At 35.4% G+C, this 25,894-nt stretch carries 25 protein-coding genes; 17 read left to right on the forward strand and 8 right to left on the reverse strand.

Features of this window, described 5'->3' with window-relative positions; genetic code table 11:
• The first annotated feature begins 5 nt into the window (after window positions 1-5).
• From C245_RS0103385 to ftsY, 9 genes are all read left to right on the forward strand, one after another.
• Window positions 6-1,319, forward strand: a complete 1,314-nt coding sequence (locus tag C245_RS0103385; RefSeq protein WP_017495174.1) for a dihydrolipoamide acetyltransferase family protein — start codon at window positions 6-8, stop codon at window positions 1,317-1,319.
• A 217-nt stretch (window positions 1,320-1,536) separates the two neighbouring features.
• Window positions 1,537-2,307 (forward strand): 3'-5' exonuclease, encoded by a 771-nt coding sequence (locus tag C245_RS0103390; protein ID WP_017495175.1) that lies wholly within the window; start codon window positions 1,537-1,539, stop codon window positions 2,305-2,307.
• Between the two features lie 90 nt (window positions 2,308-2,397).
• Complete coding sequence (locus C245_RS0103395; RefSeq protein WP_017495176.1) at window positions 2,398-3,009, forward strand: fumarylacetoacetate hydrolase family protein; 612 nt, start codon at window positions 2,398-2,400, stop codon at window positions 3,007-3,009.
• Window positions 3,009-3,353, forward strand: coding sequence for an Hpt domain-containing protein (locus C245_RS0103400; RefSeq protein WP_017495177.1), 345 nt, complete (start codon window positions 3,009-3,011; stop codon window positions 3,351-3,353). Before C245_RS0103395 ends, C245_RS0103400 begins: the two co-directional genes overlap by 1 nt.
• Before the next feature lie 125 nt (window positions 3,354-3,478).
• A complete protein-coding gene (locus tag C245_RS0103405; protein WP_017495178.1) occupies window positions 3,479-4,732 on the forward strand; it encodes a CinA family nicotinamide mononucleotide deamidase-related protein in 1,254 nt (417 codons plus the stop codon).
• Between the two features lie 71 nt (window positions 4,733-4,803).
• Window positions 4,804-5,040, forward strand: coding sequence for a 50S ribosomal protein L28 (gene rpmB / locus C245_RS0103410; protein WP_008468080.1), 237 nt, complete (start codon window positions 4,804-4,806; stop codon window positions 5,038-5,040).
• 27 nt (window positions 5,041-5,067) lie between these two features.
• On the forward strand, window positions 5,068-5,250 hold the full coding sequence (rpmG, locus tag C245_RS0103415; protein WP_017495179.1) for a 50S ribosomal protein L33: 183 nt from the start codon (window positions 5,068-5,070) through the stop codon (window positions 5,248-5,250).
• Window positions 5,251-5,300: 50 nt separating this feature from the next.
• Window positions 5,301-5,453, forward strand: a complete 153-nt coding sequence (locus tag C245_RS23885; RefSeq protein WP_008468081.1) for a DUF4295 domain-containing protein — start codon at window positions 5,301-5,303, stop codon at window positions 5,451-5,453.
• Window positions 5,454-5,621: 168 nt separating this feature from the next.
• Window positions 5,622-6,575 (forward strand): signal recognition particle-docking protein FtsY, encoded by a 954-nt coding sequence (gene ftsY, locus C245_RS0103425; protein ID WP_017495180.1) that lies wholly within the window; start codon window positions 5,622-5,624, stop codon window positions 6,573-6,575.
• Between the two features lie 272 nt (window positions 6,576-6,847).
• Here ftsY and C245_RS0103435 read toward each other — a convergent pair whose 3' ends face one another.
• The gene (locus tag C245_RS0103435) at window positions 6,848-7,918 is read right to left on the reverse strand and encodes a serine hydrolase (protein ID WP_017495182.1); all 1,071 of its coding nucleotides are present in this window, start codon (window positions 7,916-7,918) and stop codon (window positions 6,848-6,850) included.
• Window positions 7,919-8,181: 263 nt separating this feature from the next.
• On the opposite strand from C245_RS0103435, the gene C245_RS0103440 reads away from it, so the two are divergent.
• Window positions 8,182-8,622, forward strand: a complete 441-nt coding sequence (locus C245_RS0103440) for a hypothetical protein (protein WP_017495183.1) — start codon at window positions 8,182-8,184, stop codon at window positions 8,620-8,622.
• Entirely contained in the window at window positions 8,603-8,899 is a 297-nt protein-coding gene (locus C245_RS0103445) for a DUF721 domain-containing protein (protein WP_017495184.1), read from the forward strand. The genes C245_RS0103440 and C245_RS0103445 overlap by 20 nt, the downstream gene beginning before the upstream one ends.
• Before the next feature lie 150 nt (window positions 8,900-9,049).
• Here the strand turns inward: C245_RS0103445 and C245_RS0103450 are convergent, their stop codons facing one another.
• From C245_RS0103450 to bshC, 3 genes are all read right to left on the reverse strand, one after another.
• On the reverse strand, window positions 9,050-9,469 hold the full coding sequence (locus C245_RS0103450) for a nucleoside-diphosphate kinase (protein ID WP_017495185.1): 420 nt from the start codon (window positions 9,467-9,469) through the stop codon (window positions 9,050-9,052).
• A 212-nt stretch (window positions 9,470-9,681) separates the two neighbouring features.
• Complete coding sequence (locus tag C245_RS0103460) at window positions 9,682-10,953, reverse strand: acyltransferase family protein (RefSeq protein WP_026109845.1); 1,272 nt, start codon at window positions 10,951-10,953, stop codon at window positions 9,682-9,684.
• 108 nt (window positions 10,954-11,061) lie between these two features.
• Window positions 11,062-12,651 carry a bacillithiol biosynthesis cysteine-adding enzyme BshC gene (gene bshC / locus C245_RS0103465; RefSeq protein ID WP_017495188.1) on the reverse strand — a complete coding sequence of 530 codons (1,590 nt, stop codon included), beginning with the start codon at window positions 12,649-12,651 and terminating at the stop codon, window positions 11,062-11,064.
• Window positions 12,652-12,994: 343 nt separating this feature from the next.
• Here bshC and C245_RS0103470 point away from each other — a divergent pair, with 343 nt between their 5' ends.
• The 4 genes from C245_RS0103470 (at window position 12,995) to C245_RS0103485 (ending at window position 16,720) form a co-directional block, all read left to right on the forward strand.
• Window positions 12,995-14,272 carry an MFS transporter gene (locus C245_RS0103470; protein WP_017495189.1) on the forward strand — a complete coding sequence of 426 codons (1,278 nt, stop codon included), beginning with the start codon at window positions 12,995-12,997 and terminating at the stop codon, window positions 14,270-14,272.
• 108 nt (window positions 14,273-14,380) lie between these two features.
• Window positions 14,381-14,635: an autorepressor SdpR family transcription factor gene (locus C245_RS0103475; protein WP_017495190.1), complete on the forward strand. Its 255-nt coding sequence runs from the start codon at window positions 14,381-14,383 to the stop codon at window positions 14,633-14,635.
• 3 nt (window positions 14,636-14,638) lie between these two features.
• Window positions 14,639-15,301 (forward strand): SdpI family protein, encoded by a 663-nt coding sequence (locus C245_RS0103480; protein WP_017495191.1) that lies wholly within the window; start codon window positions 14,639-14,641, stop codon window positions 15,299-15,301.
• Between the two features lie 42 nt (window positions 15,302-15,343).
• Window positions 15,344-16,720, forward strand: coding sequence for a S9 family peptidase (locus C245_RS0103485; RefSeq protein ID WP_017495192.1), 1,377 nt, complete (start codon window positions 15,344-15,346; stop codon window positions 16,718-16,720).
• 41 nt (window positions 16,721-16,761) lie between these two features.
• Here the strand turns inward: C245_RS0103485 and C245_RS0103490 are convergent, their stop codons facing one another.
• Complete coding sequence (locus C245_RS0103490) at window positions 16,762-20,097, reverse strand: T9SS type B sorting domain-containing protein (protein WP_017495193.1); 3,336 nt, start codon at window positions 20,095-20,097, stop codon at window positions 16,762-16,764.
• Between the two features lie 149 nt (window positions 20,098-20,246).
• Between C245_RS0103490 and C245_RS0103495 the strand changes: the two genes are divergently transcribed.
• Window positions 20,247-22,481 carry a radical SAM protein gene (locus C245_RS0103495; RefSeq protein WP_017495194.1) on the forward strand — a complete coding sequence of 745 codons (2,235 nt, stop codon included), beginning with the start codon at window positions 20,247-20,249 and terminating at the stop codon, window positions 22,479-22,481.
• Between the two features lie 24 nt (window positions 22,482-22,505).
• Here C245_RS0103495 and C245_RS0103500 read toward each other — a convergent pair whose 3' ends face one another.
• The 3 genes from C245_RS0103500 to C245_RS0103510 are packed head-to-tail and all read right to left on the reverse strand — an operon-like array spanning window position 22,506 to window position 25,267.
• Complete coding sequence (locus C245_RS0103500; protein ID WP_017495195.1) at window positions 22,506-23,270, reverse strand: MBL fold metallo-hydrolase; 765 nt, start codon at window positions 23,268-23,270, stop codon at window positions 22,506-22,508.
• Between the two features lie 54 nt (window positions 23,271-23,324).
• Window positions 23,325-24,008 (reverse strand): response regulator transcription factor, encoded by a 684-nt coding sequence (locus C245_RS0103505; RefSeq protein ID WP_017495196.1) that lies wholly within the window; start codon window positions 24,006-24,008, stop codon window positions 23,325-23,327.
• Window positions 24,005-25,267 (reverse strand): sensor histidine kinase KdpD, encoded by a 1,263-nt coding sequence (locus tag C245_RS0103510; protein ID WP_017495197.1) that lies wholly within the window; start codon window positions 25,265-25,267, stop codon window positions 24,005-24,007. Before C245_RS0103510 ends, C245_RS0103505 begins: the two co-directional genes overlap by 4 nt.
• Before the next feature lie 151 nt (window positions 25,268-25,418).
• On the opposite strand from C245_RS0103510, the gene C245_RS0103515 reads away from it, so the two are divergent.
• Window positions 25,419-25,835 carry a DUF1573 domain-containing protein gene (locus C245_RS0103515; protein WP_017495198.1) on the forward strand — a complete coding sequence of 139 codons (417 nt, stop codon included), beginning with the start codon at window positions 25,419-25,421 and terminating at the stop codon, window positions 25,833-25,835.
• Window positions 25,836-25,894 lie beyond the last annotated feature (59 nt).

The raw sequence follows: 25,894 nt of genomic DNA on the forward strand, positions 1-25,894 counted from the left end.
ACAATATGGCAAGATTTGAATTGAAACTTCCTAAAATGGGAGAAAGTGTCGCTGAAGCAACTATTACAAACTGGTTGAAAGAAGTTGGAGACAAAATTGAAGCTGATGAAGCAGTACTGGAAATCGCAACCGATAAGGTTGATAGTGAAGTACCAAGCGAGGTATCAGGAGTTTTGATTGAGCAATTGTTCGGTAAAGACGATTTGGTTCAGGTAGGACAAACTATTGCAATTATTGAAACAGAAGGTGATGCACCGGCTGTTAAGGCAGTAGAGGCTGCTGCTCCGGCAGAAGTTACTGAAATCGAAAAAACTATCGAAGTTGCGAAAGATGCTGTAGCTGCACCGCAGGATTTTTCAGGATCGGATAAATTCTTTTCTCCATTAGTAAAAAATATTGCTAAAGAAGAAGGTATTTCTGTTGCTGAATTAGAAAGTATTGCCGGTTCAGGAAAAGACGGCCGCGTAACAAAAGAAGATATTCTAAAATATATTGAAACCCGTAAATCAGGTGTTCAGGCTCCAAAAGCGGTTGTAGAAGCTCCAAAAGCAGTTCAGCCTGCAGCTCCGGTTCAAAAAAGCCAGCAAGCTGTTCCGGTATCTGTAAACGGAGGCGATGAAATCGTTGAAATGGACAGAATGCGTAAGCTGATTTCAGGTTACATGGTAGCTTCAGTACAAACTTCGGCACATGTACAATCGTTTATTGAAGTTGATGTGACTAACATTGTAAAATGGAGAGATAAAGTAAAAAGTGCTTTCGAGAAGAGAGAAGGTGAGAAGCTTACGTTTACTCCAATTATGATGGAAGCAGTGGCTAAAGCTTTAAAAGATTTTCCTGGAATGAATATTTCTGTTGATGGTGAGTACATCATCAAAAAGAAAAATATAAATTTAGGTATGGCGGCAGCTTTACCAAACGGAAACTTAATTGTTCCGGTAATTAAAAATGCAGATCAGCTGAATTTGGTTGGAATGGCAAAAGCGGTGAACGATTTAGGAAACCGTGCAAAAGCCGGAAAACTAAAACCGGACGATACGCAAGGCGGAACTTACACAGTGACTAATGTTGGAACTTTCGGAAGTGTTTTCGGAACTCCAATTATCAATCAGCCGCAAGTTGGAATCCTGGCTTTGGGAGCTATTCGTAAAGTGCCTGCGGTTATCGAAACTCCGGAAGGAGATTTTATCGGAATCCGTCAAAAAATGTTCTTATCACATTCTTACGATCATAGAGTAGTAGATGGCGCTCTGGGAGGAAGTTTTGTGAAAAGAGTAGCTGAATATTTAGAAGCTTTTGATGTGAACAGAGATTTTTAAATTCTGTTTTAAAAATAATTTGAACCCGGGAATTTGAATAAATTCCCGGGTTTTTTGTTTTGTAAGAAAAGGTTAAGAAAACAAACAGAAGCTGACTTTGAGAATCCATTTAAAAGTTAAAATCGCTGGATTACGGCCCTTTTTGTTTAAAAAAGTCAAGAATAGAAGAGGAATTTCGGCTTTAAAAATTACATTTGTAATCTTATAAAAATTAAAAATGGAACTCAAACTCAACAAACCAATTTGCTTTTTTGATCTTGAAACAACCGGAATTGATATCGGTAAAGATCGAATTGTAGAAATTTCGATATTCAAAGTTTTTCCAAACGGAAATAAAGAAAGTAAAACCTGGTTAGTGAATCCTACGATTCCAATTCCGCCACAAACAACTGCTGTTCATGGTATCACAGATGAAAAAGTAGCAAACGAACCTACTTTTGCAGAATTGGCACCACAGGTTTACAATATGATTAAAGACAGTGATTTGGGCGGTTTTAATTCAGATCGGTTTGATATTCCGTTATTAGCAGAAGAATTGCTGCGTGCCGGGGTTGATTTTGATATGAAAAACAAAGTTTCGGTAGATGTACAGACAATTTTTCATAAAATGGAAGAGCGTACTTTAAGTGCCGCATTGAAATTCTATTGTGGAAAGAGTCTGGAGAATGCGCATTCTGCAGAAGCTGATACAATGGCGACCTACGAAATCCTAAAAGCACAATTAGACCGTTATCCGGAATTGGAAAACGATATGAAATCGTTGTCTGAATTTACCACCCGTAAAAAAATCGCTGATTTTGCCGGAATGATTGCTTTTGATAAAGACAACGAAGAAATTTTTACTTTCGGAAAACACAAAGGTGCTAAAGTGGAGAAGGTCTTAGAAAGTGAGCCTGGCTATTTCAGCTGGATTCAAAATGCCGATTTTCCTTTGTATACCAAAAAAGTACTTACGGCTATTAAATTAAGAAAGTTAAATACGAAGTAAGGCTCTGAGTCCCTAAGGCTCTAAGGTGCTAAGTTTTTGGCATAGTTTCTTAGAGTCTGAGTTGCTTAGAATCTTAGAATCTATAGAAAAATGAAAATCATCTGTATCGGTAGAAATTATACCAATCACATTGAAGAGCTAAAAAACGAGCGTCCCACAGAACCGGTGGTCTTTATGAAACCGGATTCGGCAGTTTTATTGAAACAGCATCCGTTTGTAATCCCCGAATTTTCTGAAGAAATTCATCACGAATTAGAAGTAATTGTTAAAATTAGTAAGGTTGGAAAATACATCGAACCTAAATTTGCACACAAGTACTATGACGAAATTAGTGTTGGGATCGACTTTACAGCCAGAGATTTACAGGAAAAATTAAAAGCAAAAGGATTGCCGTGGGAAAAAGCAAAAGCTTTTGATGGCTCTGCGGTTATCGGAGAGTTTTTGCCAAAGAGTGATTTTGTTTCGATGGAAAATCTTACATTTGAGCTGACGAAAAATTCTGAAACCGTTCAAAAAGGAAATACGAGTTTCATGCTTTGGAAAATTGATGAGCTTGTTTCGTATGTATCGCAGTTTTTTACATTAAAAATTGGAGATATTATTTTTACAGGAACACCGGAAGGCGTTGCTGCGGTTAAGCCGAATGACGTTTTAGAAGGCTTTTTAGAAGATAAAAAATTATTCAGAATACAAGTAAAGTAATGGCTTTAAAATACAACCTTTCGAAAGTATATGCACTTTCAGACAATGATCCGGAATTTGTAAATGAAATTCTTAAATTGTTTGTTACTGAAGTTCCTGAAGATTTAAAACAAATCAAAGAAGGGATTAAAAAGAAGGATCATAAGTATGCCTATTCTTATGCACATAAAATAAAACCTACATTGGACTTAATGGGGTTGAATGTTGCTTTTGAGGAAATTCTTCAGGTAGAAGCCTGGACCAAAGCCGAAGGCAAGAAAAAAGAAATTATTGAAACTTTTAAGAGTATTAAGTTACAGGTAAAAGAAGCCATCAAAGAGATTAAAAAAGACTTTGATGTGTAAATCTTTGATGTGATTCTTTTTTTTTTTGCAAAAGCGAGCCGTATCTGGCATTCGTATAAAATCACGGCAATAATATTCTTTATTATAATAATTGGACTTACGATAAGTAAAAATAATTCACAGCTATGAAAGCAAGCATTATTACTATTGGAGATGAAATTTTAATAGGTCAGATTGTAGATACTAATTCGGGTTTTATTGCAAAATCACTGGATCGCATTGGTGTCGAAGTTCATGAAATGATTTCGATAAGTGACGATAAAAAACATATTTTAGACACATTTGCCCAATTGCAAAACAAAGTTGATCTGGTTATTGTAACCGGTGGTTTGGGGCCTACAAAAGATGACGTCACAAGAAAAACATTTTGCGAGTATTTTGAGGATGAGCTGGTGATGGATGCTAAAGTTTTGGCTCACGTGACGGAGCTAATCGAAGGTTTTTACAAACGCCCAATTTCACAGTTGAATAAAGATCAGGCTCTAGTTCCTTCCAAATGTACCGTTTTGCACAACAAAGTAGGTACAGCTCCGGGTATGTGGATGAAGAAAGAAAATACTGTTTTTGTTTCACTTCCGGGAGTCCCGTATGAAATGAAGTATTTAGTCGAAGAAGAAATAATTCCTAAAATAATTCGCGAGTACAAACGTCCATATATCATTCATAAGACAATTTTGACTTATGGTCAGGGCGAGAGTTTAGTTGCGGAACGTATCGAAGACTGGGAGAATAATCTGCCGGAATTTATCAAGTTGGCCTATCTGCCTAATCCAGGGCGAGTGCGTTTGCGTTTGTCGGCGAGAGGAATCAATAAAGAAGAGCTTGAAGCTGCAATTGAAGAAAATGTAAAATCTTTAGATGCTATAATTCATGATATCATAGTGGGTTATGAGGAAAACGAAACTATTGAAACAGTAGTGGGAAAAATTTTAACCAAACAAAATAAAACGATCTCAACTGCTGAAAGTTTTACCGGAGGAAGAATTGCTTCCATTTTGTCGGCAATTCCGGGAGCTTCTGCTTATTTTAAAGGCAGTGTGGTTTCCTATGCAACAGAGGCGAAGGTCAATGTTCTTGGGGTTTCGCAGGATTTGGTTGATAAGTTTTCGGTGGTAAGTGCTGAGGTTGCGTCGGCTATGGCTTTGAATGTGAAGGAGATGCTGAAAACAGATTATGCAATTGCGACAACCGGGAACGCCGGACCGACAAAAGGAGACTCTGAAGCTGAAATTGGAGCTGTTTTTATCGCTTTAGCAACTCCGGAGGGTATAATCGTAGAAGAATTCAACTTTGGTCAACCCCGTGAAAAAGTGATAGATAGAGCAGTGAATAAGAGTTTAGAAATTTTGAAGAAAGAAATTTTAAAAATTGTGCAATAATTTTTTGCTACAATGGTTTATTTTTCTTTTCTTTGCACCCTGATTTTGAATAACGATAAAAGTAAAGTATAATGTCAAGAGTTTGTGACCTTACAGGTAAAAGAGCGATGGTAGGAAATAACGTTTCTCACGCTATGAACAAAACTAAGAGAAAGTTTTCTGTAAACTTAGTTAAAAAGCGTTTTTATCTTCCAGAAGAAGATAGATGGATTACTCTTAGAGTAGCAGCATCTACGATAAAAACAATTAATAAAAATGGAATCACTGCTGTTTTGAAAAAAGCACAGTCAGAAGGATTTATCAAATAATCTTTTCCTAAATAAATATATAGCAAGATGGCAAAGAAAGGTAATAGAATCCAGGTGATTTTAGAATGTACTGAACACAAGACTTCTGGTGTTGCAGGTACTTCAAGATACATAACAACTAAGAACAAGAAAAATACTCCGGACAGATTAGAGATTAAAAAATTTAATCCAATCTTGAAACGTGTAACTGTTCATAAAGAAATTAAGTAATTAATTAGAGATTTTTATTTAAATTAAAAATTTCAAATAACATTTGAATCATGGCAAAGAAAACCGTAGCATCGTTACAAACATCTTCTAAGAGATTATCAAAAGCCATCAAAATGGTAAAATCTCCTAAAACTGGTGCATATACATTCGTAGAATCTATTATGGCTCCTGAAGAAGTTGATGAGTTCTTGAAAAAGAAATAATAACAATCACAGTATATAGAAAAGCTACTTTCATTCGGAAGTAGCTTTTTTATTTTTTATATTTGTCTAAAATTTAAAGAAACATGACTAATTTTAAGTTTCTTTAAAGATTAAAGATTATTTGGGTTTTATTATCCCATAATCTAAAAAACTAACAACCTATAAAAAATGAGTTTTTTTAAAAAATTATTCTCTACTGATAAGAAAGAGACTTTAGACAAAGGTCTTGAAAAATCAAAAACTAGTTTTTTCTCCAAGTTAAGCAAAGCTGTCGCGGGAAAATCTAAAGTCGACGATGATGTTCTGGATGATCTGGAAGAGATTTTAGTAGCTTCTGATGTTGGAGTAAATACAACGCTGAAAGTAATCTCCAGAATCGAGAAACGTGTTGCTGCAGATAAATATTTAGGAACAGACGAACTGAATCAGATTCTTCGTGAAGAAATAGGTGCTTTATTGTCTGAAACCAATACAGGCGAAGCAACGGAATTTGAGATTCCAAAAAATAAAAAACCATACGTTTTAATGGTTGTAGGAGTTAATGGAGTAGGTAAGACTACTACAATTGGTAAATTAGCGTACCAGTTTAAAAAATCCGGTTATAAAGTCGTTTTAGGAGCTGCCGATACTTTTCGTGCTGCTGCTATTGATCAATTACAGGTTTGGGCAGACCGTGTAGATGTTCCAATTGTGAGACAAAATATGGGTAGTGATCCTGCTTCTGTTGCTTTTGACACGCTGCAATCTGCCGTAGCGCAAAATGCCGATGTGGTGATTATAGATACAGCCGGACGTTTGCACAATAAGATCAATTTGATGAATGAGCTTACAAAAGTAAAACGTGTCATGCAAAAGGTTGTAGAAGATGCTCCGCATGATGTACTTTTAGTTTTAGACGGTTCTACAGGGCAAAATGCTTTCGAGCAGGCCAAACAATTTACGGCTGCCACCGAAGTGACTTCTCTGGCTGTAACTAAACTGGACGGAACAGCTAAAGGCGGTGTGGTAATTGGTATTTCAGATCAGTTTCAGATTCCTGTAAAATACATTGGTGTTGGAGAAGGAATTGAAGATCTTCAGGTCTTTAATAAGTATGAATTTGTAGATAGTTTTTTTAAATAATTTATAATGGGTTTCGAATCTTTAAAAAATATATCAGCGATAGCTTTTTATTTTGCCAGTGTGATATGTTTTGTTTTAGCAAATGTGTTGAAAGATAGTAATCTTTCGGTTTATTATGCTTTGCTGGTAATCGGAATAGTTTTATTCTTTTTAGGAGTTTTTAAAAGAATGCGAACTAATCGTTAATAGTATCAGGCAGATATTATTTCAAAAAAAATAGTAAGCTTTAAGTGGTAATGTTTTCGAAAGCATTTCTATTTAAAGCTTTTTTGTTACTGATACAAAGCATTAATCTTCTCCCATAACGTTTTGTCAAAATCAGATAAGGCCAGATTAACACTGTCCGCAGCATCTCCCATTCTGATGACTACCATTTTTTTACTGGGTATGACATATATTTTTTGGTCATTTTTACCTAAGGCCATAAACATATCGGTTGGTCCGCTTGGGATTATACTTCCCTGAAAAGTAAGTTGTGATTGAGGTAAGTGATAAGAGCTTTTTCCGTTCAGCCACCATAAATAACCGTATCCTAAATTGATATTCTGAGAAGTTGTGGTTGCTTCATTAAAATATGCTTCGTTGAGTATTGTGTTGTTTTCCCATTTTCCTTTGTTCAGCATTAAAAGTCCAAAACGGGCCATACTTCTGGAGGTGCTGGTGTAAACACTATTGACGCCAATTTGTACCCAATTTCCATTCATCCCGATTTTATCTCTTAATTTGGTGTTGAAATAATTCTCCCAGCTTTGTCCGCTTGCTTTTGCAACAACATCTTGTAGTTTTACATAAACATTATGATAGGCCCATCTTATTCCGGCGTCGGCTTTATAGACTAGATTAGCGGGATTGACATCGTCTGTGCTGTCATCCAGCCCGGAGGTCATAGTCAGTAAATGTTTACAGGTAATTAAATTTTCTTTGGGTAAAGTTTCACTTGTCCATCCTTCTCCTAAATATTGAGAAATTTTATTATTGATATTCAGCAAATTTTCTTGTTGGGCAATTCCTGTAACAGTAGAGGTTAACGTTTTTCCGGCGCTGGCCCAATACCAATTGGTAGTTGCCGAATGCCCGTTAAAATAGTTTTCTAAAACAATTCGCCCGTTGACCAGTATAATAAACGACTTGGAATGTTTTAGTTCCAGATAATCTAAAAGCGGCTGAACAGCAGCCTGATTCCATTTAAGATCAGCGATTGACTTTGTTTCCCAGTTTGTTCCGGTTATTGGAGGGAAATACATGTTTTCTGCGGGAACTGTAATTGGTTCTGATTCAGACGAATCTTTGCTGCAGCCTGTTAAGAGGATAGCAATCAGTATGGTGTAAATAGCTTTGGTCATGTTTTTTTATTTTTTGGTTTGGGGTTTGACCAGAAAGATATAAAATAGTTTAAATGGTTTTGTGATTTTTTGCTTCTTATGAGGTTTTTAAGTTAACTTTGTAGGTTCATCTTTCTTTTGAAAAGAGAAATTTCAGTCCGCTGGAAAACATTTTTTTTTGGTACTATTTACTGTAAAAATGAAGGTACATAGCGGATAATTGTTTTTTTGGACGGGGATTTTTCAAGGAGAAAAGGGTAGAATAGAATTTTAAAAATTATAGTATGAAAAACACTTTTATGATTTTGGTTTTATCGCTTTTGTTAGTAAGCTGTAAACAAGAAATTAAACCTGCTGATATTGCAAAACTGAATGGTTATTGGGAAATTGAGAAAGTAGTTTTTGATAAAGGAGAGGACAAAGATTACGGAATGAACGAAAATTTCGATTATTTTAATATTAAAGGAACTAAGGGGACACGTACCAAGGTGATGGCACAGTTGGATGGAACTTTTTTAACAACAGATACTTTTGAAGATGTATCGGTTCGATTTAAAGGAGATCAGGTTTTCCTCGATTATAAAACAGATTATGCAAAGTGGAGTGAAGAATTGATTTCAATTTCTGATGAGACTTTTGTAGTAAAGAACGATCAGAATAAAGAATATCATTATAAAAAAACCGGACCTGTAAATTTATTAAACGATGGCAAAAAGACTAAATAGTGAAAGCACGATTGGAGCTGTTTTGCAGCAGATTATCCAAGTGAATAAGTTAGGTGCCGGAATGGACCAGATTGATGTAAAAGAGGCCTGGAGGCAGTTGATGGGGAATGGTGTGAATACGTATACCAAAAATGTTGTTCTGAAAGGAAGTACATTGTATGTCGAGCTGGGATCGGCAGTTTTACGTGAAGAATTAAGCCACGGTAAAAGCAAGATTGTAAAAATGATCAACGAGGAGTTAGGTCGTGAGGTGGTTAAAGAAGTTGTTCTTCGTTAGACTTATTAGACTGGCTTAGATTTTTAGATGTTAGATTTTGGCTAGAATGTTATAAAAGAAAACCCGTTTCATTTGAAACGGGTTTTCTTTTATGCATTTTCTAAGATCTAAGAAGTCTAACATCTAAAAATCTAAGAAAGTCTAAAATTATTAGAATTGCTCTCTTCCTGCGAAGTGGAATGCACCTTCGATAGCTGCATTTTCGTCGCTGTCAGAACCGTGTACTGCGTTTTCTCCGATTGAAGTAGCGTATGCTTTACGGATAGTTCCTTCAGCAGCTTCAGCTGGATTTGTAGCTCCAATTAAAGTTCTGAAATCTTCTACTGCATTGTCTTTTTCTAAAATTGCAGCAACAATTGGTCCGCGAGACATGAATTCAACTAATTCTCCGTAGAAAGGTCTTTCTGCGTGAACTGCGTAGAATGCTTGAGCATCAGCTACAGTAAGTTGAGTTAATTTTAATGAAACGATTTTGAAACCTCCATTAGTAATCATTGCTAAGATATTTCCGATGTGTCCGTTTTGAACTGCATCCGGCTTAATCATTGTAAAAGTTCTATTTGTTGCCATTTTATTGCTTATTTTTAATTTCGTGCAAAAGTATACTTTTTTTATGAATTGATTTTAATAAATTCATAATTAAAACTCTAACAAATGATGTTTTGGTAAAGAAAAATGAAAAATAGTGCGCTATGCGATGATGTCAATTTGTTTTGGAGTGAGGAAGAAAAAAAAGAGACGCGTTTTGCGTCTCTTGTAATCGAAATGGATATAGCTTATTTTTAAACTTTAAAAATCAGTTTGTTTTTGTAGAAAATCCATAATATAAAAGTCCAGATTCCAACATAAGTTAATGCTCCTGCTAATGAGGCTGCCATTGGATTGTTAAAGAAAGGAGCAATACCGAATTGGTACAAATAATTTAAAAGATTGATCTGCTCTTCCGGATGATGCGGGTTCTTAAACTGGACCATCACTAAAGCCTGAGGGATGATCTGAGAGAAGAAAAATACAATCATCGGATTGACTCCCCAGATTAAAAACAATTTTAGACCCTTTTTGTAGGCTGCAATGTCAATGATGTAATATAGGAATGCTAAACAAGCAGTTGCCAGTCCTGTAGTGTATAAAACATAACTGCTGGTCCAAAGCGATTTGTTGATAGGGAAGAAGGCGTTCCAGATTAATCCTCCAATGATTAATGCGACACCTGCAGCTATCATTTTAACGGCTTTCTGCTTTTGTGTAATTTCACGCTGTAAAATCTGACCAATCAATAAGCCAATGATTCCGTTCACGATTGAGGGAATGGTGCTTAGAACTCCTTCAGGATCCCAGGTTATGGTTCCGCGATACATATGTCCTTCAAGTAAAACACCATCGAGCCAGGAAGCTAGGTTGGTTTCTTTTTCTAAATTAGGCGCTCCGATTCCGGGAACGGGAATTAAAGTCATTATGGCCCAATAGCCCAGTAATAAAGTAATACCGGTTATGATCTGTGTTTTTTGAGTTGTTTTTAAATACAATAGAGAAACAACAAAATATACAATCGCAATTCGTTGTAAAACACCCGGTAATCGCACATCGTGGTAAGCTTCGATCCCGCTGTAAGCCAGAAACAGATAAACAAACAAAATTGAAAATGCCAGTATGTTTTTGATTTTCGAACTGAAATTGCCCATCAAAGCATAGCCAACTGCCACAGTGATAATCAATCGACCGATAAGAAGCGGAATTCCTTCAAGGCCGAAAAGCTGTATTTTTCCAAAATAATTAAAGAAAATTCCAAGGCCGAGCATGCGTAGCGAACGAACCAGAATTTTGTTGAAGGTAGTGCTGTCCCAGGTTTTGGTTGGCATTGCCAGGGGTACCGCAACTCCCATAATGAAAATAAAAAACGGAAACACTAAGTCGGTTGGCGTACAGCCATGCCAGTCGGAGTGTAGTAACGGGGCGTAGACATTTCCCCAATCTCCCGGGTTGTTTACAATAGTCATTAATAAAATAGTCAATCCTCTAAAGACATCTAATGATATCAGGCGCTCTCTGGTCATAATTTTGGTAAATAGGTTAATTTTTTTTTAAAGGTTACTATTTGGTTTGAGAGGCAATAATTTCAGAAGAGGCGGTTATTTATTCTGACGACTATTACTTTTTTATTTTTATATCGTGATAATATTAAAATTCGTTGCTAAAGGTTTTAAATTTTGTATTAAAAGAGGAATCAATTCGTCTCCTTTTTCCAGATAAAATTCAGAAAAATTGGTTTGACGCTCCTGTAAACTCTGATTGGGAAACAATTCACATTGTAAATCAACAACACGTTGTATTTCCGAATCCAGTTTTCGTTTTTGTGCTTTCAATAATCTTTTCTCGAGATTGTCTAAGCCTTTCTTTTGCTTTACTTCCTGAGCTTTTACAGCTCCTGTGAAGGATTTGTCAGTTTGCTGTGCTAATTCGTAAAGATACTCAAATTGTTTGACCAGCATTTCTCTTTGTGGAGTTAAATCAATCGGAAAACCAGATAATTTATGTGTAATGGCATTTACTAAATCTGTGGGTTTAGTAAATAAATCTTTCCAGTGAAGTCCAAGTTTATCTGCTTTTTTAGCTTGTTTTTCGGTGCTTAAAAGTACTGAATTACGAACCAGTAACATGGGGAAAGTAATGTTCACAGCATCAAAAAAAGATTTTAATTCGAGCCAGTAAGCAATTTCTCCTCCGCCACCAATGTAGCATAAATTTGGAAGAATAATTTCCTGATATAACGGACGCATGATTACATTCGGACTGAATTTTTCGGGATTGCTTTCGAGTAGATTGAAAATTTCTTCTTTCGAAAATGATATTTTAGTATGGTTGACAACGTATCGGTCTTTTTCTAATATAATTCGCTCACGCAGTTGGTCTTCAATGTAAAACAGATTGATCTCACGAGGATTTACCTGGATGGTGTAATCATTAAATTTTGAGATTGTTTCCTGAACCGCTTTGAAAGCCGTTTGCTGTTCCAGTTCTTCCTTAACATACGGAATGAAAGCGCGTTTTAAATCTGCTGAATCTGCGTCTAAAATCACTAAACCGTACGATTCGAACAAGCGGTTTGCCAGAAAACGTGTGGCATCGGCAAGATTTTCATGCTTAAGATAGGCTTCTTCAAAGAGTCTTTTTAAGAAGTTGGCATTTGTACTTGAACCCAAATCTTTGGAGTAGATTTCAAAAAAATCTTCTAAACCTTCTGTCGAAAGTCTTCCAACCGGACCGGTGCTTTCTTTGTTCCAGCGGAACTTTTTTCCTTTAAAATTAAAATAGTTAATCTCTTCAAAATCATGATCTTCAGTTGCCATCCAATAAACAGGAACAAAATTATGAGCAGGATATTTTGATTTCAGTTCCCTAGTGAGATTAATGGTCGAAATGATTTTGTATAAAAAATACAAAGGACCGCTAAACAGGTTTAGCTGGTGTCCGGTTGTGATCGTAAAAGTATTTGGGAGTGCTAAAAGCTCAATATTCTCTTTTGTTGAATTTGAAACTTGAATGTTTTGATATTGCTTTTTTAGCGTCTCAACAAGAGGAATACGGTTTGCATGGTCGAAATTAGCCTGCTTGTCAAGGATTTGTTTCTCAAAGTTTTCAAGCGTAGGAAAGTGATTGTACAGTGATTGTAATTCGGGTTTTTGATCTAAATAATCTTGTATCAATTTAGAGAAATATCCTGAGTTTTGGTAGCTGATACAGTCGGTAGGCATAGTTTTAGGTTTATTTTTGATAGCTGTAAATTTAATCAAAATATGTACTTAAATCCTTTTTTAACGAATGCTTAAGATTTGATTTTTACGCTTTGAATTAAGTGGTTGTAAATCAGTATATTGGTTTTATTGCCTCTTTTTTAATTGTAAGAAATGTTTTGTGAATGATTAGAAGGATTGATTTGCTATTTTTGTTAAAATTTTGAGAGTAATTTAAAAGTATTGTTTGGATATATGTGTTATTAATAATGAAATTCTATTTTTGCAAACAAATATTTGTTGTGCAGAAGAAGCTGATTTATTTTTTGCAATAATAGTTAAAAGAAAACAATAGTAAAGCCGAATGAAAAATAACCCGAAACAGAAGAACTCCTTAAAACATGTTCTCTTTGGTTCCTTGATTGGTACCACCATTGAATTTTTTGATTTCTATATTTATGCCAATGCTGCCGTATTGGTTTTTCCGCAACTATTTTTCCCTGGTTCAGACCCGACTATGGCAACCCTGGAATCTTTAGCTACCTTTTCGATTGCTTTTTTATCACGTCCATTAGGTTCCGCTTTTTTTGGACATTATGGAGATAAAATCGGGCGTAAATTTACTTTGGTGGCAGCATTATTAACGATGGGTATTTCGACGGTTACGATCGGATTTTTGCCCGGTTATGCCAGTATTGGTGTTGCTGCTCCTTTATTGTTAATGCTGTGTCGATTTGGACAAGGTGTAGGTTTAGGAGGCGAATGGGGTGGTGCTGTTTTATTGGCAATCGAAAATGCACCTCCGGATAAACGTGCCTGGTACGGAATGTTTCCTCAATTGGGTGCTCCTATTGGATTGCTGCTTTCGGGAGGAACTTTTTTAATTCTGACAGACACGATGACCAATGAAAATTTTATGGATTATGGCTGGAGAATTCCATTTATAGCAAGCTCGCTTTTGGTTGTTGTGGGATTTTATATCCGAACAAAAATTACCGAAACTCCCTCATTTGAGAACGCTAAAAAAGAAAAGGAAGAAGTTAAAGTTCCCTTTTTAACTTTGATTAAATCGTATCGAAATCAATTGATTTTTGGAACATTGGCGGCTGTTACCACCTTTTTGGTTTTTTATCTGATGACCGTTTTTACTTTAAGCTGGATCACTTCCGATTTAGGGATTACCAAAAGAGATGCATTATTGGTTCAGTTGTTCTCTGTTTTGTTTTTTGCCCTTTTTATTCCGGTTTCGGCAGTAGTTGCCGATAAGATCGGACGACGTAAAATGCTAATTATTGCTACCATAGCTATTGCACTTTTCGGTTTTTTGTTTTCTTCTTTTTTAAGCAAAGGAAATATCATTCTAATTACCACATTTGCCTGTACCGGAATGGCTCTGATGGGATTCACTTATGGACCTTTAGGAACTTTCCTGTCGGAATTGTTTCCAACAAATGTTCGTTATTCCGGAGCTTCCTTAACGTTTAATTTGGCCGGAATCCTTGGTGCGGCATTTGCGCCAATGATCGCTATTTGGCTGGCCAGTACTTACGGTTTAAGTTATGTAGGTTTTTATCTGACTGGTGCCGCTTTAATTTCGTTGATTTCCTTTTTGGTGATTTCTAAGAAAGTACATCAGTTTTAAGATCTAATTAAAATATAAAACGCTCTAAAGAGGCTATGATTTAAAATTATAGTCTCTTTTTTTTGCTAATTAGAAAAGTATTTAGATATTTGTCTAAATATATAAATGATGAATGACATTTTTAAAGCCCTTAACGATGCAACGCGAAGAGAAATTCTGGAGCTTTTAAAGAATAAGGATATGTCTGCCGGAGAAATTGCAGATGCTTTTAATATATCAAAACCCAGTATTTCGCATCATCTAGATATTTTAAAACGTGCCGATTTGATTACTTCTGAAAAAACCGGGCAATTTATCATCTACTCCATCAATACCACCATTATGGAAGATGTTTTGCAATGGATATTAACTTTTAAAAAATAAAAAATGAATTTAGAATTGAAAAAAGAGCTTCCAATTATTGGAATTGTTATGATTCCGTATGTATACTTAGCATTTATCTGGAACAGTCTTCCTGAAAGAGTTCCGATTCACTGGAACATGAACGGTCAAATTGACGATTGGGGAAGTAAAGCTTTTTTGATTGTATTGGTTTTTCTGTTACCGGTTCTGACTTATGCAATAATGTCTTCAGCTGCACTACTTGATCCTAAAAAAAGACTTTCTTTAATGGGAAAAAAGTTTTATCAGTTGAAGTTTTTCATGGTTCTGTTTATGTCTTTACTGGCGTTATTTCTTTTATATGTGACAAAAAATCAGTCTGTTTCAAACCCAAATTTGATTTATGTTTTAGCGGGAATTTTAATTATGGTTTTGGGAAACTATTTCAAAGTAATTCAGCCCAATTATTTTATTGGAATTCGCACACCATGGACCCTCGAGAATCAGGAAGTTTGGAAGGCTACACATGCATTTGCAGGTAAACTTTGGTTTGTGGGCGGGATTATCATCATTTTAGGAGGATTGATTTTTTCAGGTTTTGTTTTCTCAAAGGCCTTTGTCACAATCGGGATCGTTTTAGCATTCGTGCCGGTAGCATATTCTTTTATCAAATTCAAACAATTGGAGAAAAAACAAGGGAAGTTGTAATTCCTGATCATCAACAAAGCAATCTTATTTATTTCAATAAAAATGATAAAAACAATACTCACTTTAATAGTAGCTTTAGCTTCTTATGTAATGAACGGACAAGAAATTTCAGGGCAATGGAACGGACTTTTAAAAATACAAGGTACTCAACTTCGGGTTGTTTTTCATATTGCTAAAACAGAAACTGGATATATTTCGACAATGGATAGCCCGGATCAGGGAGCAAAAGGAATTCCTGTTACAAAAACCTCTTTTGAGAATGCTGTTTTGAAATTAGAAATTGCTGCTATAAGAGGTTCTTATGAAGGAATTTTAAACAGTAATAATGTTGTTGTGGGAAAGCTTACACAAGCAGGAAAATCAGTTGACATCAACTTATCAAAAGAAATAACTCAGAAAGAAGTGTCTGCGAAACCTCAGGAGCCTGTAAAACCATATCCGTATTATACCGAAGATGTGAAATTTGAAAACAAGGTAGCCCATGTAACTCTTGCAGGAACATTATCTCTGCCTAAAAAGGAAGGAAACTTTCCGGCGGTAATTCTAATTACAGGTAGTGGGCCTCAAAATAGAGATGTAGAAGGCTTAGGGCATAAAACATTCTTAGTATTATCGGATTATTTGACTCAAAAAGGAATTGCTGTTTTGCGTTTTGACGATCGAGGCGTTGGTGAATCTACGGGAGATTTTTCGAGTGCAACAACATTTGATTTTGCAGAAGATGTTCAGGCAGGAGTAGAGTATTTAAAAACAAGAAAAGAAATTAATAAAAGTAAAATAGGCTTGATAGGGCATAGTGAAGGCGGAATAATAGCTCCGATCGTTGCGGGAAATTCAAGAGATATTGATTTTATTGTTTTATTAGCCGGTCCCGGACTTAAAGGGGACAAGTTACTCTTGCTGCAAAAAGAATTAATTGAGCAACAAAGCGGAATGCCTGAAGACGAAATTCAAAAAGGTCAGGAGATTTTTAGAGGTGCTTATGATATTTTATTGGCTTCTTCTGTTTTTGACGATACTTTTAAAAATAAAATTACGAGTTATTTCAAATTTAAATTTCCAGGTTCCAAAAATGATGCTATGGCAAAATACTGTGCTGATTTCATCAATAATATTTGGTTTTATAATTTTATAAAGATCGATCCGGCTTCTATTTTAGAAAAAGTAAAATGTCCTGTTTTAGCACTTAACGGAGGTAAAGATGTACAGGTTCCGGCCGAAGTAAATTTAGAAGTTATAAAAAAGACTCTACTGAAATCAGGGAATAAAAAAGTGACTGCTAAAATTTTGCCTGATATGAATCATTTGTTTCAGGAATGTAAAACCGGTTCGCCAAATGAATATGAGAAAATAGAACAAACATTTTCTCCAATTGCGTTAGACGCAATTTCTAGTTGGATTTTGCCGCAGGTAAAATAATTATAACATAGAAAAGCCCTTTCACTGAAGGGCTTTTCTATTTATCGTTTCAAAGTAAAATGACCTCGGTATTCCTTACCGTTGGAACGAGTAGCTGTAAACCAATAATCTGAAGTAGGTTCATTTTTACCGAGGTACGTTCCGTCCCAATAGGTATCCTTAGTTAGTTCTTTAATGAATTTTCCGTAACGGTCAAATATTTGAATCACTGTATTAGGTGCCAGATATCCAAAATCTATTGTCCAGGTATCATTATAGCCATCATTATTTGGAGTAAAAAAGTTAGGAAAAGGAAGTTCTTCAACTAAGTGGATACAGTTTTGATTCGTTGCTTCAAGAATATTTATAACAACTGAAATTCGGTCGCTTTCACAATTCGCAATGGTTTGAGAGGCGTAGTAGGTCATGCCATTTTTAAGCGGAGTTGATTCTAATAACGTTACAGTAGAAACGTTATTTTCAAACCATTTTATATTTTGTCCAACAATATTAATGTCTTTTATGGAAGCATTCTGCTGGAAACAGAACGTTTGTCGGGAATCAGCTATTGGTTTTTGAGTATCCTGTATTTTTACGGTGATGGCAAGTTTTTCGCTTTCACAATTGTTTAGTGTTTGTGAAGCATAATAAATGCGATTTTGTAATAGGGAAGTTCCTGGTAGAATACTTCCATTCGTTGCTGCATCATACCATTTAATAGCTGAACCGGAGATAGCAAGATTGGCAATGGTAGCATTTTCATCGATACAGAATTGTTGATTGCTATTCCCCGTGGGTAAAGCAGTGTCATTAACCTGAACTAAAATTGGAGTTCTGTCACTCTCACATCCAATAGTTTGTGATGCATAATAGGTCTTATTTTCCAATAAAGTTGTATTGGGTAAAGCGCCAGCTGAGAAACTCGTGTCGTACCATTTTATATTTTGCCCGATAATTTGAATTTCTTTTAGAGTGGCATTCTCGCTTTTACAAAATTGTGGATTGGCATTTCCTGTTGGTGCAGAAGGCGTACTTACGATTGAAACTGTAACTCCAAATCGCGGGCTTTCGCAGCCGTTGATAGTCTGAGAGGCATAGTAGGTTTTTCCGTCAGTTAAATTTGTTGTTTCAACTAACAAAGAGCCATTATGTAACGAATCGTACCATTTTACGGCATTTCCATTTGTTTGAATATTAGCAATCGTTGGATTCTGACCTGTACAAAAAGGCTGATTTGCATCCCCTGTTGGAGCTGCCGTATTTTGAATGTTAACAGTAACAGGAATTCTTTCGCTTTCACAACCGTTAATCGTTTGAGTTGCATAATAGGTTAGCCCATTTTGAAGTAAAGTTGTATTTGATAAAAGTGTTCCGGCTGTCTGGGCGTCATACCATTTGATGTTGTTTCCGGCAATTTGAATACTGGCTAAGGTTGCATTTTGCTGGATACAGAAAGTTTGTGGTGAGTTTGGAATTATTATATCACCATTTAGAATTGGTGTTACGGCAACTCGTTGACTTTCACATTTACTTGTGCTTTCTTGCTGAGAAACATAATAAGTAGTATTGCTTTTTAGTAATGTTGTAGATGGTAGCAAATCACCTCCTAGTAGACTGTTATACCATTTTAAATTCGACCCAAGAATTGAAATTTGTGAAAGTTTAGGATTATCTTTTTTACAAAAAGTAGAATTCGTAATTATGGGAAGAGTAGGAATATTTAAATGAATTGTAACTGATAGTCTTTCATTTTCTGAACAGTTCTCTAAATAGGAAGCGTAGTAAGTCTTTCCATTCTCAAGTAATAGATTTCTTTCTAAAGGAACTGTAGCTGTTTTGGAATCATACCAGTTTATAAATTTGGCACATGGTTTTAAGTCATTTATTGTTGGATTTAAAGATGCACAAAAATATTGATCTTTGTCTGCTTCCGGAATATTTGAAGTGCAGGGAGCGAGTTTTAAAACGAATCCATCGCTATAAAAAGTATGTAAAAAATGAGAACTTACTGGACTGGGATCAAAATCTGGTTGGTCTTTAAAACTTCCTCCAATTAGGATATTGTTTTGAAAGTCGAATTGCAAACTAAAGCCAGTGGTTAAAATGTTTTTAAAATTAATAAACTTTCCGTCTGTATTAAATTTAAGCAGCATTCCTCCGTCACTTCCAAAAGGCTTATTGATAGGATATATTTTATTACAATCGTCATTGACAAAAGTTTTTCCATTCATTGAAGCAACTAAATAAATACCATTTGTATTATCAAAAGTAATAGATTTTACCTCTTGACTTTCCTCTCCATATATTGAATTGTGCCACAAATACTCACCATTTTGATTTAGTTTAAAAAGAAAACTGTCAGTTACATTAGAATTAAAAAATAGGCTAGTATTGCCAAAATTGGTCGTAAATGAGCCTGAACTAGTACTGCTAAAATAGATATTATTTAAAGGATCAACTTTTACAGATTTATCTTCATTACTGATTGCTCCTCCTATTGTTCCTAATTGTCTAAACCAAGATTCTTGGCCATCTGGTTTTAATTTACATATAAAATTACAATTGTAACCATATGTAGATGTAGTATAATTTGTATTTGCAAATGTAATGTTATTGTTGAAATTACCTTTGAAGATAATATTGTTTTGACTATCACAAACTAATGATATAGGATAATCATGAATACTAGATCCTATTCGTTTTGCCCAGATAAAATTACCATTTGAGTCGTTTTTTAAAAGAAACATACTGCCTGCGGAATTTAAGTTATAGATTCCGCTTCCAGCATTAAAATCTACTGTTGTAGTACCGGAACCTGTTGTTATAATATTGTTTTCATTATCTAAGGTAGACTCATCAGCAAAAGCACCTAGGTAAAAGTTACCAAAAATAAAGTTTCCTTCAGGATCAAGTTTCAGAATAAAAGACCCTGTAGAATTAGTAATATTGTTTATGATATGTTGTCCAGGAGAATCAGGATATAAATCTATTTGTGATCCTGTTGCAATACCTGTTATAATTACATTTTCGTCTTTATCTAAAATGATTGATTTTCCACGATCAGCCCAAATGGAATGTATCTGTTTTACCCATAGTACTTTTTTATCCTTATCTAATTTTAGAATAAAAGAATTTGTATAATCTTGAGATCTTGGCAAAGCAGTTAAGGAAAGATTATTAGGGCCAGAGTCAAAGTCAACAGTTCCTCCAAATCCACCTGTAGCATAAGTATTTCCTTTACTATCAGTAACTATTGATCGAATATCTGAATAGCCATAGGTTTTTTGATAAGTATTGGCAGCCCAAATAAAGTCTTGACTTCTTCCGTTAAATTGAGAAAGTACAAATAATAATAAAAAAATGAATTTAAAGTTAATCTTTTGTATCAGTAAGGGCATTTAGTATAAAAAATTAAGTTTGATAATCGGATTGTAAATGTAAATAAATATTAACACATCAAAATTGAAAAATCAAAATGGTTGATAGAAAAATCTTTTCCTGAAAAGTCTCTAAATATCCCGTATTTTTGCAAAAAAATAATGTCCTTTTGAAAACAAAACTTTTTGTAATTACGCCACCTTTTACACAGCTGAATACACCGTATCCGGCAACAGCTTATATAAAAGGTTTTCTGAATACTAAAAATATCGAATCGGTTCAGGCTGATTTGGGTATTGATGTGATTTTGGAACTGTTTTCGAAGAAGGGGTTAATTGATCTGTTTCTCTATTCTGAAAATCTTTTTAAAGATTTGTCCTCTCAAGCGGAGTCGAGGGAAGACATTTCAGATAATTCCAAACGTATTTTTGCATTACAGGACGAATACATCAAAACAATTGATGCAGTAATTCAGTTTCTGCAAGGGAAAAATCCAACTCTGGCCTTACAAATCTGTCAGGAAGATTTTCTGCCTGAGGCCTCCCGTTTTGCACAGTTGGAAGAATTGGATTGGGCTTTCGGAACCATGGGAACGCAGGATAAAGCCAAGCATCTTGCCACCCTTTATCTCGAGGATATTTCGGATTTTATTGTGGAATGTATCGATGAGAACTTTGGCTTCAGCCGATATGCCGAACGTTTAGGGAGAAGTGCCAATTCGTTTGATGAATTGTACGAAGCTTTACAGCAGGAACTAACCTATATCGATTCTATTTTAATTTCAATTTTAAAAGAAAAAATTGAAGCAGTTCAGCCTACATTTTTTCTGATATCGGTTCCTTTTCCGGGGAATTTGTATAGTGCTTTCAGATGTGCGCAGTGGGTAAAACAGCACTATCCTGAAATAAAAATTTCGATGGGCGGAGGTTTCCCAAATACCGAATTGCGCTCACTTTCGGATCAACGTGTTTTTGAGTTTTTTGATTTTATCACTCTCGATGACGGCGAAGTGCCAATTGAAGAACTTATTGAAAGCTTGTCTTCCCGAGCGGAGTCGAGGGAAGAGAAGCGATACAAAAGAACTTTTCTGCTGGAAAACGGAGAAGTAGTCTATAAAAACAATTCCTTAAAACACGATTATAAACAGTCACAGGTTGGAACTCCCGATTATTCGGATTTGCCTTTGGATAAGTACATTTCGGTAATCGAAATTGTGAATCCCATGCACCGAATGTGGAGTGACGGACGCTGGAACAAACTTACTATGGCGCACGGTTGCTATTGGGGAAAATGTACCTTTTGTGATATCTCATTAGATTATATAAAAGTTTACGAGCCGGTTGCGGCTAATTTATTGTGCGATCGAATGGAAGAGATGATGCTGCAAACGGGGCAGAATGGATTCCATTTTGTAGATGAAGCAGCACCGCCAGCATTGATGCGTGCTTTGGCTTTAGAAATTTTGCGTCGGAAATTAGCAGTAACGTGGTGGACCAATATTCGATTTGAAAAAAGTTTTTCGAAAGATTTGTGTTTATTGCTTAAAGCTTCGGGCTGTATTGCCGTTTCAGGAGGTTTAGAAGTGGCCTCAGACCGATTATTAAAGCTAATTGACAAAGGGGTAACAGTAGAACAGGTTGCAAGAGTAACCCGAAATTTTACCGAAGCCGGAATCATGGTTCATGCTTATTTGATGTACGGTTATCCAACTCAGACCATTCAGGAAACGGTGGATAGTCTCGAAATGGTGCGTCAGCTATTCGAAGCAGGGATTTTGCAGTCGGGATTTTGGCATCAGTTTGCGATGACAGCTCACAGTCCGGTTGGATTGTATCCGGAAAAATTTGGTGTCACAAAAGCAACGGAAGCTATAGGAACTTTTGCTAATAATGATATTGATTATACCGATTCTACCGGAATCAATCACGATAAATTTAGTTTCGGACTGAAGAAATCACTTTTTAATTTTATGCATGGAATCTGTTTTGATTACGAATTGCAGGATTGGTTTGATTTTAAAATTCCAAAGACTAAAATAGACCCCGACTTTATTTTTAATGCCCTTGAAGAAGGAAATGATTTCAATACAAAACCGAATGCAAAAGTTGTGTGGTTAGGCGGAAAGCCATTTGTGGAGCATTTCACAAAATCTAAAAAAGGAAGAAGCTGGGAAATGATGAGTTTTACTTTTCATGATAAAAAAGAAAGTTTCAACATTCAAACCAATAAAGAAGAAGGAGAATGGCTGGTTCAAATTTTAAGTAAAATGGCTATTTCAAATACTAAAAATTACACTTTTCAGGAAGTGAAGAATGATTTTGAGACCAATTTAGACGATTTCGAACTGTTCTGGTATTCCAAGCCCGTTAATACTTTGCGTGAGTTCGGATTATTGGTTTTGTAGTTTTTATTTGTACTAAATGAAGGACTAATATTCTACACAGGTACCGTCATTTGGAATCGAAACTTTATCCAAAAGATTATTATCCAAAAGTGCTTGTTTTAATGCTGTTCTTGTTGTCGGACAGTGATTTAAAGCTTCCAAATGATTGGCGAATACTTTTCCGGGAGCAAGTGCGGCAAATTTCAGAATATCGTTCATTCGCATCAATAAGGGCTGACCGAAATCTAATCTGGCAGTTCCACAGGCGACAACCGAAATGTCGGGTTTAAACTCAATTAGGACTTTTTGTACGTGTTCCGTAAAAATAGTATCAGAACTGATATAAATAGATTTTTGATTGGGTAATTCGATATGAAAGCCCATAACGTTTCCCATAAGTTTGGCAACAACCCCATAGCCATGAACGGCGGGTATTCCTGTTATTTTACCTCCAAGGAATTCCTGAGGTTCCCAATAGTTTAAGGTTTGTACGATGCTTAAACCTCTTTTCGATAGAGCACTTTGATCTTTGCTGCTGCAAATGACCGGAATACTTTTACGTCTTAAAAAAATCTCGCCCGCTTTATCGATATGGTCAGGATGTAAGTGAGTAATAAGGCAGACGGTTACTTTACTCAAAATATCTCTACTGTTTTTGGGTAAAGCGATAAGTGGGTTTCTTTTGGGTTTGTAACGGAAAATAGTAAAAGGAGCAATCGTTTTCTTTTTCCCCAACATCGGATCAACCAATATAACATCGGTTTCAGTTTCTATAACTAAAGTGGCGTTACGTAAATGATGTAATTTCATATTGGAGGAAATAAGTACTAAAATACAAAAAATGGAAGAATTTAAGCCTATAAATTACATAGTAAATCTAAAACCAATTCCGTGAAGGTTCTCAATAGAAATGCCTTTTTCGTTGCTTAGAATCTTACGAAGTCGTGAAATAAAAACGTCCAGACTGCGCCCCATAAAATAATCGTCGGTTCCCCAGAGAGAGGTAAGAATTTGTTCTCTTTTTAAAACGGAGTTTTTATTGTCGAGGAATAATTTCAATAATTCGGCTTCACGCTGCGTAAGACTGATTTTTTCGCTTTCGTTGAAAAGAACAAAGTTACTCGTGTCAAATTGATATTTGCCAATCTCATAAACCGGTTTTTCAATCAGAATGTTTTTCTGTGAACGCTTCAGGAAAATTTCAATTTTTAAAAGCAATTCCTCAATGCTAAAAGGCTTTACGAGATAATCGTCGGCACCCAAACGCAACCCTTTAATGCGGTCTTCCTTTAATGTTTTGGCGGAAAGAAAGATAATCGGAATGTCGCTGTTGCATTTTCTGATTTGAGAGGCCAGTTCAAAGCCATCCATCTTAGGCATCATGATATCAAGAATACAAATGTCAAAATTCTCTTTTTTAAAGTTTTCGAGACCCATTTGTCCGTCACGGCAATGATTCACTTCATAGTTGTTCTGTTCCAGATTGTCTTTGGTCAGGAATGCCAGGGTTTCATCGTCTTCAGTATAAAGTATTTTGAATTGTTTCATTTTTTATATGGAATTGATAAAGTTATAGTGATGCCTTTTTCAGAATTGTTCTCCGCTTTTATTTTCCAGTTGTGCAAGTTGCAAATTTCTTTTACATAATACAAACCTAGTCCAAAACCGGTTACCTCATTGCTTTTTTCGTTTTGAGCACGGTAGAATTTATCAAAAATAAAGGAAAGGTTTTTAGATGAAATTCCAACTCCATTGTCTTTGAAAGCTAGTTTTAAAACCGAATTTTCTGCCGTTATTCCAATTAGAATAAGACATTTTCCGGAACAATATTTTACCGCATTGTCAAGTAAATTATAAACTAAATTCGAGAAATGAAAAACGTCCGTTTCGATCTTGTACTCTTTGGAAAGGGTCTCAATTTTGATATTGGCCTCCGGATATTTTAAAAGTATGTTTTGGATTACTTCTTCAATAATCGGAACAACTAAAACCGACTCCTTCTTTAATTCCAGTGGAGCATAATCTGATTTAGCCACATTTAAAATCTTTTCAATATGACCATTCAGTTTGTTGCTTTGGTTGATAATGATGTCAGTGTAAGTATAGAGTTTTTTGTCTTCTTTAATAGGTGTTTGCTCGATCAAATATTTAGATGCAATCAGAATGGAAGATAAGGGTGTTTTAAACTCATGCGTCATATTGTTGATGAAATCACGCTGCAGTTCGGAGTATTTTTTTTGTTGTAAAAGAGTGAAAATCGAGTACACATAAATTAATAAAATAAGAATCAGAGCAATCGAAAGTATAAACCAGAATCGCATCGAACTAAACAAATAGGTCGTCTCATTTGGAAAACGTATGGCGAAATAATAAACCAGGTTCTTGTGTTTTGGAAAATAAACGGGTTGCTTGATTGTCTTTTTTTCAGATAGTGAAATATAATTTCCATACACCATTTCGTCACTTTGACAATTGTACATCGCATATTCAAAATCAGTCGTAATGTTCATTTTTTTGAACTCACTTTTAAGGTAAAATTCCAGAATATCAGGTTCAAAATCATTGTCAATATTTACGATATAATAATCGTTGGCAATCTTTTGAACAGGATTTTGTGCCGGAAGTTCATGATTGGTTCCTTCGTACAGTTTTTTAGCGACTTCAAGCAAAGCGAGATGTGCTTTTTGACTGAGTTTTTTTTGTTCTATAGTAAAAGCTTCTTTGGTCCAAAGCAGCTGTGTTACCAGTATACTGATAATAGCCACTAAGCCTAATAAAATGATGCTATTGAGTTTGTTGAGTTTCAAGAAAACAGTTTTTTAAAGTGTAATATTAATCAAATTTATAGTGAAAAATGCCAATTAACAAGTCGTTAACAAAGATTTGAAAGCGGTTAACAGCGATTTGATCAGTTCAGAAGTACTTTTGAAATATCATTAACCAATAAAATATTTAGCTATGAAAATGATTAAAATTTCGATGTTAGCTTTGGCACTAGGTTTAATGTCTTTTTCGGCAATCGCACCGTTAAAGTCATTAAATTCTGAAACAAAAGTTGCTGCAGCAGCGGCTTCAACTGTAGTATGGAAAGCTGAAACTATAGATGTAGGAGAAATTCCTCAGGGAACTCCAAAAGCAATTGTTTACGAATTTAAAAATACCGGAAAAACTGCTGTAGTGATTACAAATGTAGTAGGGTCTTGCGGTTGTACAGCTACAGATTATACTAAAGAACCTATTTTGCCTGGTAAATCAGCAAAAGTTACTGCGACTTATAACGCTGCCAATAAAGGTGGTTTTACTAAAACAGTTACAGTAACCACAAGTGCCGAAAGCACTCCAAAAGTCCTTACGCTAAAAGGCACAGTGATCTAAGAGTTTTAAATATATTAGTTATAAAGCGAGAAGCTCCGGGTATGTAATATATCCGGAGT

The organism is Flavobacterium sp. WG21, from assembly GCF_000335775.1.
Lineage (GTDB): Bacteria > Bacteroidota > Bacteroidia > Flavobacteriales > Flavobacteriaceae > Flavobacterium > Flavobacterium tructae.